The sequence below is a fragment of the Phaeobacter sp. NW0010-22 genome (genome assembly GCF_040365955.1).
GTDB lineage: Bacteria > Pseudomonadota > Alphaproteobacteria > Rhodobacterales > Rhodobacteraceae > OMPR01.
On sequence record NZ_BAABWT010000001.1, the window covers coordinates 384,047 to 397,394 of the forward strand.

The window sequence follows — 13,348 nt, forward strand, 5'->3', positions numbered from 1 at the left end:
ATTTTGAACGAAATACCTGAATTTTGTTCCGTAATGCGCGAACAGTTCGTGAACAAAGCCTTTCCCTCTGGTTAATTCCAGCGTATTTTGAACCCATGAGCAGCTTTGATGAAATGGACGCCTTTGAAGGCGCCTCTCTGTCGGCGCGCGCGATGGCCGCGCGTCCGATGCCGTACCTGGATGACCTGAATCCTGAACAGCGCCGCGCGGTTGAAACACTGGATGGACCCGTGTTGATGCTGGCCGGAGCAGGGACGGGGAAAACCAAGGCGCTAACCACGCGGATTGTTCACCTACTGAACACGGCACGCGCGCGCCCCAATGAAATATTGGCGGTGACATTTACAAACAAAGCGGCGCGCGAGATGAAGGAACGCGTCGCACGTATGTTGGGGCAGCCAGTTGAAGGCATGCCTTGGTTGGGGACGTTTCATTCGGTCTGCGTGAAGCTGCTGCGTCGGCATGCGGAATTGGTGGGGCTCAAATCCAATTTCACTATTCTTGATACTGATGATCAGATCCGTCTGCTCAAGCAGTTGATCAAAGCAGAACAGATTGATGACAAACGCTGGCCTGCACGGCAATTGGCCGGGGTTATCGACAGCTGGAAAAACCGCGCCTTTACGCCGGCCAACGTCCCGACCTCGGATGCCGGGGCCTACAATTATCGCGGCGTTGACCTATACGCGCAATATCAGGCCCGCCTGAAAGAGCTGAATGCCGTCGATTTTGGCGATTTGCTGCTGCATGTGGTGACGATTTTCCAAACGCATTCAGACGTTCTTGAACAATATCAGCGTTGGTTCCGCTATGTGATGGTGGACGAATACCAAGATACCAACGTCGCACAGTATCTGTGGCTGCGCTTGCTGGCAGGTGGACATAAAAACATTTGCTGTGTTGGCGATGATGACCAATCGATCTACGGCTGGCGCGGGGCCGAGGTCGGCAATATCCTGCGGTTTGAAAAGGATTTCCCGGGGGCGCATGTGGTGCGGCTGGAGCAAAACTATCGCTCAACCCCGCATATTCTGGCCGCCGCTTCGGGGGTCATCGCCGGAAATTCCGACCGACTCGGAAAAACCCTGTGGACCGAAGCTGAAGACGGCGAACAAGTGCGCTTGATCGGTCACTGGGATGGCGAAGAAGAAGCCCGTTGGATTGGCGAGGAAATCGACGCCTTGCAGCGGGGCACGCGCGGGCAACGTCCGGTCTCCTTGGACGAAATGGCGATTCTGGTACGGGCATCGCATCAGATGCGCGCGTTCGAGGACCGCTTTTTAACCATTGGCCTGCCTTATCGCGTGATCGGTGGCCCGCGATTCTATGAACGGTTAGAGATTCGCGATGCCATGGCCTATTTTCGAGTGGTGACCAGCCCCGAAGATGATCTGGCGTTTGAGCGGATTGTGAACACACCCAAGCGTGGATTGGGCGACAAAGCTCAGCAAACCATCCAGATGACGGCGCGCGCGCATGGGGTTTCGTTGCTCGAAGGGGCTCGGATCGCAGTGCAAGACGGCGCGATCAAAGGCAAAGGCGGCGCGGCCCTGCGTCGCTTGGTCGAAGATTTGACCCGCTGGAACGGTATGACGCGTGGCCCCGTGGTTCAGATCGACGAGGATGCTGTTCTTGATGACGGCGGCCCGCCACAGGTCCGGTTCGGAGAGCCTGAGATCAGCCATGTTGAACTGGCGCAGATTCTGTTGGATGAATCAGGCTATACCGGGCACTGGCAAAACGACAAAACACCCGAGGCCCCGGGACGGCTGGAAAACCTCAAAGAACTGGTGAACCAACTGGACAATTTCGAGAACCTGCAGGGGTTTTTGGAACACGTCAGCCTGATCATGGACAATGAGCAAAGCGACGATGGGGCCAAAGTCTCGATCATGACGCTGCACGCGGCCAAAGGGTTGGAATTTCCGGCCGTTTTTCTGCCGGGGTGGGAGGATGGGCTTTTCCCCTCGCAACGTTCAATGGATGAAACCGGCCTTAAAGGGCTCGAAGAAGAACGCCGACTGGCCTACGTGGGCATCACCCGCGCCGAAGAAATCTGTACGATTTCATTTGCAGCCAACCGACGGGTTTTTGGTCAGTGGCAAAATGCACTGCCCTCGCGGTTTATCGATGAGTTGCCCGAAGCGCACGTGGATGTGTTGACCCCGCCCGGACTGTACGGCAGCGGTGGTGGATATGGCGATAGCGGTGGACTAGAGGCGCGTGTGTCCGAGGCCAACGTATATAATTCCCCCGGATGGAAAAGATTGCAGGCGCGCCAAGGGCAACGCGGAATGGCACAGCCAAAAGAAGCCCGGAATTCAGTGATCGACCTAAAGGCCGTGTCGAGCTTCATGGTTGGTGAGCGCGTATTCCATCAAAAATTCGGCTACGGCGAAGTCGTGGATATCGAAGGCGACAAAGCCGAGGTCAATTTCGAAAAAGCGGGCGTGAAAAAAGTGGTCTCCAAATTCCTATCCGCAAAAGACGACGTTCCGTTTTGAGCTGTTGTTAAATTGAATACGCCCCAAGGGCGTATGCACGATCTTTGATTTGGCGCCTCGGTCTGACCGGGGCGCTTTTTTTTTGGGGGGTGCGTAAGTGGTCGGCGGACACAAAAAAACGGCGACACCAGGGAGGAGGGGTGTCGCCGTTCTTTAACAACATCAAGGCAGGGAGGAGGAGGCCCTGATGTGTTCCGACCCGGGTTTGAGCCCGGTATGAGATCGCGGCGATGTCAGGGAGGAGGAGGACATCGCCGCGGGCTTTCAACATCAAGGCCAGGGAGGAGGAGAGGCCCGGATGTATCCGTGATCCGGGTTTGAGCCCGGTATGAGATCGCGGCGACACCAGGGAGGAGGAGGGTGTCGCCGCGGCTTTCAACATCCAGACCAGGGAGGAGGAGAGGCCCGGATGTATCTGCGATCCGGGTTTGAACCCGGTATTTTGTGCGGCGACATCAGGGAGGAGGAAGATGTCGCCGCGTTTTACAGACCCTCAGGGAGGAGGAGAGAGGGCCTGATCTCTTGTTTCGGTGCGCTTAGCGCGCTGTGTATTCGCTGGCCGCTTGCTGCGCGACGCGCTTGATCATCGACCGGTGCAGGCCCAGATCGGCCAATTCCCGGGCGCTGAGCTCAGACAGTTCATTGACAGTCTGGCGGTACATCCGGTGACGGATGAAGCGTGCTTTCATGGCCTCGATCACCGAGGAGAAGCCAAAGCTCGGGGTGCCTTTTACGGCGGTGAAGTCGCTGGTAACAGCCATGTTCGTAACCTATCGTCGTCTCGTCTGCGCCGCGTCTCTGCGGCCTTGTTGAGATCAAAATAAGCAAATGCTGCAAGTGCACAATAGGGTACGCCCTCAATGCCGCTATGCAGCAAGTGCATAGATTAGTTCACAAAAATGAGAGGACCGCCGGGAGCTATATTTTCTTGAGGTTCCTTTAGGGAAATAAGAGCGAACGTTCACCCTTGAGGTTATGGGGGTCATTCAACTCGCCCTTAACGGTATCAAATGCCGTGGCGTTTGGGGTTGTCTATGGGATGCAAAGCAGGGGTGTGCAGGGACTCAATGTAAGGGCGAGGGTCGGTTGGGATTTCGTGGGATGGCTGGTGTGGGATTTCATGGGAGCAGTCTATGGGATTTTATGGGATGCCTCTGTTCGGCTCTCTTTAGGGGCTCAAATCTGAGCGAATTATCGAAATCTGCGAGTGATTCGGGCCGGACCTGATGCCAAGTGCGGATACTCAGCCAGAAAATTCTAAATGGGTGTGGGTATTCTAGGGAAGTCATGGAAGTTTTTTCACCACAACATCCTGTTCTGTATCTTGTGTATTGCTTGAAGCCTTCTACTAGGTGATGTGCTATTGAATCTTTTGAGAGCCGGTTTGACGGCATTTGGTTCGAATTTCAAAGGCTCCATAAAGAGTCGTGCGGTAGTTTCCTGTTGATTTCCATGAATTCCCATGGCATCCCTTGTTCATCGGATGAGAACGAGACGACAGGGGCACCAAACGACCCCAACCACTAATAAGCAGGTTTCATACAGGCGCTTCGCTTTCATCAGACCAAAGAGATCCGGCGCGCGAGCGAGCAGACATCCCCCCAGGTGGCGCGCGCAGTCGGACATCCCCGCAAAGCGGGATCAGGCGGCGGGTTGATCAGTGGCAGCAGATCAACCCGCCGTTTCTAATTTCTGGGGACGAAAAAAGAAACGCGATAGCGCACAACGAAAGGGACAGTCGTTTTGGCGCGCAGGTTCAGAGGCGAAAGCCAGAATAAGGTCGATACGAAGGGTAGGGTGTCAATTCCTGCCTCGTTTCGCCGTGTTCTAGAGGCCGGCGACCCGAACTGGCAATCTGGCGACGCCCCGGAATTGGTCATTGTCTATGGTGACCACCGCCGCAAGTTCCTTGAATGCTATACGATGGAAGCCATCGACGAGGTTGACGATAAAATCGACGCCCTGCCGCGTGGCTCGATGGAACGGAAAATGCTGCAACGCATGTTCCATGGGCAATCCCACCCCACCACAGTAGATGAAACAGGGCGGCTGGTACTGCCTGCGAAACTGCGCAAAAAGATCGGCCTGAGCGGTGAGGCCTTTTTTATCGCGGCCGGGGATACCTTCCAGATTTGGAAGCCTGAAACCTACGATACCGAAGAATTGGCTCAGACCGAAGAGTGGCTTGACGAGCTGCCGGATGACTTTGATCCGATGGCATTCCTAGATGGCGCAGGAGGCGCATAACGGTATGGCTGCTGCGGCCCGCCCTGACACAGACTCTCACATCCCTGTTCTGCTGCGCCCTTTGCTGGCCGCCGTTGCCCCAGTTTCCGGCGTTTGGCTGGATGGCACCTTTGGCGCCGGGGGGTATACCCGCGGATTGCTGGCAGCTGGCGCTGATCGGGTCATTGGCGTTGACCGGGATCCGCTTGCATTTGAAATGGCAGCCCCTTGGGCCAGCGAATATGGCGACCGGCTTGTCATGCAGGCGGGTGTCTTTTCTCGCATGGATGAATATGCACAGGATCTGGATGGCGTCGTGCTTGATTTGGGCGTGTCTTCTATGCAGCTGGATCTGGCAGAGCGCGGGTTTTCGTTCATGAAAGACGGGCCACTGGACATGCGCATGTCTCAGGATGGCGTGTCTGCCGCTGATCTGGTGAACGAGTCCACCGAAGAGGCAATCGCCGACATCCTATTCCACTATGGTGAAGAACGCGCCAGTCGCCGGATCGCGCGGGCAATCGTGCGCGAACGCGCCCTTGCACCGATTACAACGACCCTACGGTTGACCGAAATCATCGAATCCTGCCTGCCCCGTCCCAAATTCGGGCAATCACACCCGGCAACCCGTAGCTTTCAGGCGCTTCGGATTGCCGTGAACGCAGAATATGACGAGCTGTTTCAAGGTCTCATGGCTGCGGAACGCGCGCTCAAGCCCGGCGGACAATTGGCTGTTGTGACCTTCCATTCCATCGAAGACCGCATGGTCAAACGGTTCTTTCAGGCGCGCGCAGGCAAAACCGGGCGTGCCAATCGCTATGCCCCGGAAATTGCCGAAGAGGCCCCGCAATTCACGCTCAAATCCCGCAAGGCGATTGGCCCGGATGATCAAGAGTTGGAAGAGAACCCACGCTCACGCTCTGCAAAACTGCGTGTCGGGATTCGGACGGATGCACCCGCAGGCGCGGTCGACGCACGCAGCATCGGAATGCCGCAGCTCAAGGAGAGCTTAAAATGAAGGGCGTCATTTACGTTTTGACCGCTCTGACGGTGTTTGGGTTGGCGCTTTGGGCCTATCAAGAGAACTACAAAACACAGGAGGTGTTGAAAGATACGCAACGCCTTCAGCGCCAGATTGGTGCCGCACAGGTCCGTCTCAGCGTGTTACGTGCGGAATGGGCGTATTTGAATCGCCCAGATCGGCTGCGGGAATTGGCGGATCTGAACTTTGATCGCTTGGGTCTCTTGCCGCTCCGCCCCGATCAGTTTGGCCGGGTGGATGAGGTCGCCTATCCAAAGGCGCCAGATATTCCAATTATCAACCCCGTCGATGTATCCACAATGTCTCAGGAGCAGTTGCCATGATCCGAACGCCACTTCGTCCTCTGGCGCGGATTTTGGATGCCCGGGCCAAGGGGGAAAACCCCGGCCTGATCGAAAAGGAAAACATTCGCCAGCGGCATGATGATATGCAGGACCGGGCCCGCGCACGGGCCGAAGGGCGCTTGCTTGTACTTGGGGGGTTTTTCCTCTGTGCGTTTGTTGTGGTTGGCGTGCGCATGGGGTTGATGGCAACCTCGGTCCCTGTTGAACCTCTGGCTTCGGCCCCCGGCGCCATGATCGCGGCGCAACGGGCGGATATCGTCGATCGTCAAGGGCGCATTCTAGCCACCAACTTTGAAACGCATTCGCTCTATGCGCAACCACAGCTGATGGTCGATCCGATCGCTGCGGCCAAAGGGCTTGCACAGGTCTTTCCCGATCTGGAAGAAGCGCGACTGATCAAGGATTTCACCGGCAAACGCAAATTTGTCTGGATCCGGAAAAAGATCTCTCCTGAACAGAAACAAGCCGTGCATGACATCGGCGATCCCGGATTGTTGTTTGGCCCGCGTGAAATGCGCCTCTATCCAAATGGCAAATTGGCATCGCACGTGATGGGCGGGGCGGGCTTCGGCAAAGAAGGCGTGAACGCTGCCGAGGTCATCGGGGTTGCAGGTGTGGAACGTCAATTCGACGGATACCTGCGCGACCCTGCAAATGGCAGCAAGCCGCTGCAACTTTCCTTGGATCTGACCGTTCAGGCCGCCAGCGAACGCGTGTTGCTGGGTGGCATGAAAATCATGAACGCCAAAGGCGCCTCCTCGGTTTTGATGGACGTCCACACGGGCGAGGTGATCTCTGTCGCCTCTTTGCCTGCATTTGATCCCAATGACCGTCCACGCCCACCGACATCTGGATTTGATCCCTCGGATAGCCCGCTGTTCAATCGCGCGGTGCAGGGGGTCTATGAACTTGGATCTGTGTTCAAGATCTTTACAGCGGCACAGGCGGTTGATCTGGGACTGGCGAACAGCAACACCATCATCGACACTTCCGGTCCGATGCGGATCGGGCGTTTCCCGATTGGTGAGTTTAAGAACAAGAACTACGGCAAAATCAGCGTCGCTGACATCATCGTCAAAAGCTCGAACCGGGGCACCGGGCGTCTCGCTCTGCAAATCGGCTCCAAGCGGCAGCAGGACTTCCTGAACTCTTTGGGCATGTTTGACCCAACTCCGTTCGAAATAGTCGAGGCAAAAGGCGGCCAGCCCCTAATGCCCAAGAACTGGGGCGAACTGAGCACCGTGACAATCTCGTATGGCCACGGATTGTCGACTAGCCCCATGCACTTGGCGGCAGGTTACGCTGCAATTGCCAATGGGGGGCATTACGTCAGCCCGACAATCCTCCGCCAAAACGGACCGCAACACGGCCCACGCGTGATGTCGTCCGAGGCCGCGCTGGCCGCGCGCGGTATGTTGCGCAAAGTTGTCACCGACGGCACCGCCAGCTTTGGCGAAGTCCCCGGATATCAAGTGGGCGGTAAAACCGGAACAGCGGATAAACCCAAACCCAAAGGCGGGTATTACGAGAACAAAGTGATCGCGACCTTTGCCACCCTGTTCCCGGCGAGCGATCCCAAATACGTGCTGATCGTTACATTGGACGAGCCGTCAATTCTGGCTTACGGCGAAAAGCGCCGCACAGCGGGGTGGACAGCCGTCCCCGTAGCCGCAGAAATGATCGGTCGAATTGCGCCACTCTTGGGGTTGCGTCCACAGGTTGAGCCCGGCGTCACGGCTGGTATAACGCTCACTTCGAATTAACCAAACAGGCAGGGGCGTCATGGGCACACCGGCACAGAAACTTAGCCAGCTGGCCCTGACCGCACGTGCAGGCCGCGATCCCGAAATCACAGGGATGGCCGTAGACAGCCGCGACGTGCGCGATGGCTTTTTGTTCGCTGCACTACCGGGCACGCGTGTCCACGGTGGTGAGTTCATCCAGTATGCTTTGCGCATGGGTGCAGCTGCCATTCTGACCGACAGCGAAGGCGCTGAAATCGCCGCCACCGAATTGGCCGCCTCCGATGCCGCGCTGATCGTGGTACAAGATCCCCGTCAGGTATTGGCCTATACCGCCGCTCTCTGGTTTGGGGCACAGCCAGAGACCATGATCGCCGTGACTGGCACCAACGGTAAAACCTCTGTCGCCACCTTTGTGCGTCAGATCTGGACCGAACTGGGCCACGATGCGGTCAATCTCGGCACCACGGGCGTCGAAGGCGCCTGGACCGCGCCCTTGGCCCACACAACCCCCGAACCCATCACCTTGCACCGATGCTTAGCTGATGCTGCGGCGCAAGGCGTGACCCACGCCGCGATGGAGGCATCGTCCCACGGGTTAGAGCAACGTCGTCTGGATGGGGTTCAACTTGCCGCCGCCGGGTTCTCGAACTTCACCCAAGACCACCTCGATTATCACGACACGTTCGAGGCCTATTTTGCCGCCAAAGCTGGCTTGTTCCGCCGGGTTTTGCCCGTGGATGGCACCGCTGTGATAAATCTTGACGATCCCAAAGGCGCAGAAATGCGCGCCATCGCCGCTGCCCGTGGTCAGTCGGTTCTGACCGTCGGGCAGGGCGTCGGGGATCTCAGCCTGCTGAACCAACGGTTTGACGCGACGGGGCAGGATCTGCGCTTTTCGTGGCAGGGTAAGGTTTATCAAACTCGCCTGAACCTGATCGGTGGCTTTCAGGCTGAAAACGTTTTGCTGGCCTGTGGTCTGGTGATCGCAGGTGGCGAAGACCCCGAACGCGTGTTTGAAACGCTGCCGCATCTGCAAACCGTGCGTGGCCGTATGCAACTGGCCGCGACACGCTCAAACGGGGCTGCCGTTTTTGTCGATTACGCCCATACGCCCGATGCTGTTTCAACTGCGCTCAAGGCGCTGCGCCCTCATGTGATGGGACGCTTGATTGCTATCGTTGGTGCCGGGGGGGACCGCGACGCAACCAAACGTCCGTTGATGGGCCAAGCCGCTGCAGACAACGCTGATGTGGTGTTCGTGACCGACGACAACCCCCGCTCCGAAGACCCAAGCCTGATCCGTACCGCCGTCATGGCAGGCGCACCCGAAGCCACCGAAGTGGGCGACCGGGCCGAGGCGATCCTGCGCGGCGTTGATGCACTCCAACCCGGTGATGCATTGTTGATTGCGGGCAAAGGACACGAAACCGGGCAGATCGTTGGCGATGATGTGCTGCCATTTGATGACGTTGAACAAGCCAGCGTCGCCGTTGCCGCCTTGGATGGAGGGATCGCATGACTCTTTGGACCGCAGCCGAGGCCGTAGATGCGACCGTCGTCGCAGGTGGACGCAGTCAGGGATCTTGGTCCGTAACGGGCGTCTCGATAGATACACGTACCCTTGAACCGGGCGACCTGTTTGTGGCGCTGACAGCAGCACGGGACGGTCATGATTTCGTGGCCCAAGCGCTCAAAGCTGGGGCAGGGGCCGCGCTGGTGTCGCGTATCCCCGACGATGTGCCCGCTGATGCACCTTTGTTGATCGTCGATGATGTGCTCGCCGGGCTCGAAGCCTTGGGCCGCGCCGCGCGCGCACGTTGTCCGGCGCGGGTTGTCGCCGTAACCGGAAGCGTTGGCAAAACCTCGACCAAAGAGATGTTGTTGCGGGTGTTGGGCGATCAGGGACGCACCCACGCCAGTGTCGCCAGCTATAACAACCATTGGGGCGTGCCGCTGACCTTGGCGCGGATGCCGCGTGACACCGAATATGCGATCATCGAAATCGGCATGAACCATCCGGGCGAAATCGCCCCCTTGGCGCGTTTGGCGCGTCCGCATGTGGCGCTGGTCACCACCGTCGCCGCCGCGCACCTCGAGGCATTTGACTCCATCGAAGGGATCGCGCGCGAAAAGGCCGCCATTCTGGACGGGTTGGAACCAGACGGGATCGCAGTCCTGAATGCGGATATCGATCAGGCTGACATCCTGATTACTACGGCCAAACGATTGGGCGCGCAGATCATCGGATTTGGACGCGCCGCACAGGATTACACGCTGGTGGATGTCGAAGTTGTTGGCGATACGACCAACGCGGCCGCACGGGCCAATGGGATGCCTCTGGAATTCTCGATCCAATCTGCAGGGCAACACTTTGCCATGAATGGCCTTGGGGCCTTGGCCAGTTGTGCCGCTCTTGGCGCGGATTTGACCAAAGCAGCCCAAAGTCTTGGCAGCTGGACCCCTTTCAAAGGGCGCGGTGCCCGCGAATTGATCAGCCTGTCCAAGGGTCACATCGACCTGCTGGACGACAGCTATAACGCAAACCCAACCTCGATGGCCGCGGCTTTGGATGTGCTGGGCTTGGCCACGGGCGCGCGGCGTGTGGCGTTCGTTGGGGATATGAAAGAACTGGGCCCTGACGCGCTCGCGCTGCACAGCGCCGTGGCAAATTTGCCAGCTGTCCAACAGGTTGATGTGATTCACTGCATCGGCCCACTGATGAAGGCGCTGCACGCGGCTTTGCCGGCAGGCAAGCGCGGGATCTGGGCCGAAACCAGTGCGGAGCTGGCGCAACAGGTGCCCGAATTGCTACAGGCAGGCGACATTGTGCTGGCCAAGGGCTCTCTCAGCATGCAATTGGCGCGGATCGTTGACGCGATCCGTAAAATGGGTCAAGGCGGGCCCGCTTCGGGCGCCTAAGCGTTCCGACCCAAAGATGACGAGTAAGAAAGGCAGACATGCTTTATTGGTTGACCGCACTGTCGGACGGAGGGGATTTCTGGAATCTCTTTCGGTATATCACCTTCCGCGCAGGGGGGGCATTTCTGACGGCATTGCTGTTTGGCTTTATCTTTGGTCAACCGCTGATCAATGTCTTGCGCCGCAAACAAGGCAAAGGGCAGCCCATTCGCGATGATGGCCCCGAGGGCCATTTTGTCAAAGCGGGCACACCCACGATGGGCGGCTTGCTGATCGTTGGCGCCTTGGTGACGGCAACCTTGCTATGGGCGCGTCTGGACAACCCGTTTGTCTGGCTGGTGTTGTTCGTGACACTCAGCTACGCAGCGATTGGCTTTGCCGATGATTACGCCAAAGTGTCCAAACAAAACACCAAGGGTGTACCGGGTAAGGTGCGGGTTTTACTGGGTATTTTGATCGCCGTTATTGCCGCCATCTGGGCCTCGGCCAACCACCCAGACGCGCTGCAAAACCAACTGGCCATGCCGATTTTCAAAGATACCCTGATCAATCTTGGCTATTTCTACATCCCCTTCGCGGTGTGCGTTGTTGTTGGGGCTGCCAATGCCGTGAACCTGACCGATGGGTTGGACGGTCTTGCCATCATGCCTGTGATGATCGCAGCCTCGACCCTGGGTGTGATTGCCTACGCTGTGGGGCGCGTCGACTTTAGTGAATATCTGGATGTTCACTATGTTGCGGGCACTGGCGAGATCCTGATCTTCACCGCTGCTCTCTTTGGCGGCGGCCTTGGCTTCCTGTGGTACAACGCCCCTCCAGCGGCTGTGTTTATGGGCGATACCGGGTCGCTGGCGCTTGGCGGCGCTCTGGGCGCGATTGCGGTCGCGACAAAGCACGAGCTGGTACTGGCCATCGTTGGCGGTCTGTTCGTGGTCGAGGCCCTCTCGGTGATCATCCAAGTGCTCTATTTCAAACGTACCGGCAAACGTGTGTTCCTGATGGCGCCAATCCACCACCATTACGAGAAAAAAGGCTGGGCCGAACCCACCATCGTCATTCGGTTCTGGATCATTTCGCTGATCTTGGCCGTGATCGGCCTTGCGACTTTGAAAGTCCGCTAAGGGCTTTTACCATTTTCACAGACAACGCTGAGCCAAAGGTGACAGAATGATTCCGGTCAAAGGATTTGCAGGCCAGAACGTGGCCGTATTGGGATTGGGCCGCTCCGGGCTTGCGACCGCGCACAGCCTGCGAGACGGCGGCGCACACGCGGTGTGCTGGGATGACAACCCAGCCGCGCGCGAAACGGCCGAGGCCGAAGGGTTCACCTGCAAAGATCTGCGCAAGCAGGGCGCCTTTGATGATATCGCTACGCTGATCGTCTCGCCGGGCATTCCGCATCTCTACCCACATCCCAACCCCGTGGTCGTGGCCGCATTGGATGCCGGGGTGCCTGTAGACAACGATATCGGCTTGTTCTTTCGCTCGTTCGCTGACAGCAGCTGGGACAACTTTGATACCCTGCCGCGCGTTATCGCCGTGACCGGGTCCAACGGCAAATCCACCACCGCCGCTCTGATCCACCATATCCTGACCGAGGTCGACCGCGCCTCGCAACTGGCCGGTAACATCGGGCGCGGCGTGCTGGACATCGATCCCCCCGAAGACGGCGCGGTGGTGGTGCTGGAACTCAGCAGCTACCAGACCGAACTGGCCCGTTCGATGACACCCGACATTGCGTTGTTCACCAATCTCTCGCCCGATCACTTGGATCGCCACGCAGGCATGGGGGGCTATTTCGCCGCCAAGCGTCGCCTCTTTGCCGAAGGCGGCCCAGATCGCGCCATCGTTGGCGTCGATGAACCCGAGGGGATGTTCCTCGCCGGGCAGATGTCCGAAGGGCCAACCGATGACCGGGTGATCCGCATTTCTGTGGACCGCAAATTGACCGGCCCCGGCTGGCAGGTGTTTGCCCGCAAGGGGTTCCTCAGCGAATATCGCAAGGGCCGTCAGGCTGGCTCGATCGATCTGCGTGCAATCAAAGGCTTGCCGGGCGCGCACAACCACCAAAACGCTTGCGCTGCCTATGCGGCCTGCCGGTCGCTGGGCCTTGCCCCGCGCGTGATCGAAGCCGCCCTGCACAGCTATCCCGGCCTGCCACACCGCAGCCAGATCGTTGCTGAAGCAGGTGGCGTAACCTACGTAAATGACTCCAAGGCCACAAACGTGGATTCCGCTGCCAAAGCCCTCAGCGCCTTCAAACGGATACGCTGGATCTGCGGCGGGCTGGAAAAAGAGGGCGGTCTAGGCGCGTTGAACACCGCCAAAGACAACGTGGCCAAGGCTTATGTCATCGGCCGCGAAGCCGCAGCCTTTGCGCTCCAACTCGATATGGAAACCGAAGTTTGCACGACCATGGCACAGGCGGTAGAGCGCGCCATGGCCGAGGCGCAAGAGGGTGAGACTGTCCTGTTGGCCCCTGCCGCCGCCAGCTTTGATCAATACGACAACTTCGAACAACGCGGCGAGGATTTCACGCAAGAAGTGCGCGCGCGACTGCCCGCCTAA

The 13,348-nt window shown here is 58.2% G+C and carries 10 protein-coding genes; 9 read left to right on the top strand and 1 reads right to left on the bottom strand.

Going from position 1 to position 13,348, the window contains the following annotated elements; translation table 11 throughout:
* The first annotated feature begins 95 nt into the window (after positions 1-95).
* A complete protein-coding gene (locus ABWV33_RS01685; RefSeq protein ID WP_121999127.1) occupies positions 96-2,504 on the top strand; it encodes an ATP-dependent helicase in 2,409 nt (802 codons plus the stop codon).
* A 536-nt stretch (positions 2,505-3,040) separates the two neighbouring features.
* Here ABWV33_RS01685 and ABWV33_RS01690 read toward each other — a convergent pair.
* Positions 3,041-3,265 (bottom strand): DUF1127 domain-containing protein, encoded by a 225-nt coding sequence (locus ABWV33_RS01690; protein WP_215194145.1) that lies wholly within the window; start codon positions 3,263-3,265, stop codon positions 3,041-3,043.
* A 982-nt stretch (positions 3,266-4,247) separates the two neighbouring features.
* Between ABWV33_RS01690 and mraZ the strand changes: the two genes are divergently transcribed.
* The 8 genes from mraZ to murD are packed head-to-tail and all read left to right on the top strand — an operon-like array spanning position 4,248 to position 13,348.
* The gene (mraZ, locus tag ABWV33_RS01695; RefSeq protein WP_113824840.1) at positions 4,248-4,751 is read left to right on the top strand and encodes a division/cell wall cluster transcriptional repressor MraZ; all 504 of its coding nucleotides are present in this window, start codon (positions 4,248-4,250) and stop codon (positions 4,749-4,751) included.
* Positions 4,752-4,755: 4 nt separating this feature from the next.
* Positions 4,756-5,748 (top strand): 16S rRNA (cytosine(1402)-N(4))-methyltransferase RsmH, encoded by a 993-nt coding sequence (rsmH, locus tag ABWV33_RS01700; protein ID WP_353328852.1) that lies wholly within the window; start codon positions 4,756-4,758, stop codon positions 5,746-5,748.
* Positions 5,745-6,095, top strand: coding sequence for a cell division protein FtsL (gene ftsL / locus ABWV33_RS01705; protein ID WP_113824841.1), 351 nt, complete (start codon positions 5,745-5,747; stop codon positions 6,093-6,095). Before rsmH ends, ftsL begins: the two co-directional genes overlap by 4 nt.
* Positions 6,092-7,879: a peptidoglycan D,D-transpeptidase FtsI family protein gene (locus ABWV33_RS01710; protein WP_113824842.1), complete on the top strand. Its 1,788-nt coding sequence runs from the start codon at positions 6,092-6,094 to the stop codon at positions 7,877-7,879. Before ftsL ends, ABWV33_RS01710 begins: the two co-directional genes overlap by 4 nt.
* A gap of 19 nt (positions 7,880-7,898) precedes the next feature.
* Positions 7,899-9,380 (top strand): UDP-N-acetylmuramoyl-L-alanyl-D-glutamate--2,6-diaminopimelate ligase, encoded by a 1,482-nt coding sequence (locus ABWV33_RS01715; RefSeq protein WP_353328855.1) that lies wholly within the window; start codon positions 7,899-7,901, stop codon positions 9,378-9,380.
* Positions 9,377-10,780 carry a UDP-N-acetylmuramoyl-tripeptide--D-alanyl-D-alanine ligase gene (locus ABWV33_RS01720; protein ID WP_353328857.1) on the top strand — a complete coding sequence of 468 codons (1,404 nt, stop codon included), beginning with the start codon at positions 9,377-9,379 and terminating at the stop codon, positions 10,778-10,780. Before ABWV33_RS01715 ends, ABWV33_RS01720 begins: the two co-directional genes overlap by 4 nt.
* Positions 10,781-10,818: 38 nt before the next feature.
* On the top strand, positions 10,819-11,901 hold the full coding sequence (gene mraY / locus ABWV33_RS01725) for a phospho-N-acetylmuramoyl-pentapeptide-transferase (RefSeq protein WP_353328859.1): 1,083 nt from the start codon (positions 10,819-10,821) through the stop codon (positions 11,899-11,901).
* A 46-nt stretch (positions 11,902-11,947) separates the two neighbouring features.
* Positions 11,948-13,348 (top strand): UDP-N-acetylmuramoyl-L-alanine--D-glutamate ligase, encoded by a 1,401-nt coding sequence (gene murD / locus ABWV33_RS01730; RefSeq protein ID WP_353328861.1) that lies wholly within the window; start codon positions 11,948-11,950, stop codon positions 13,346-13,348.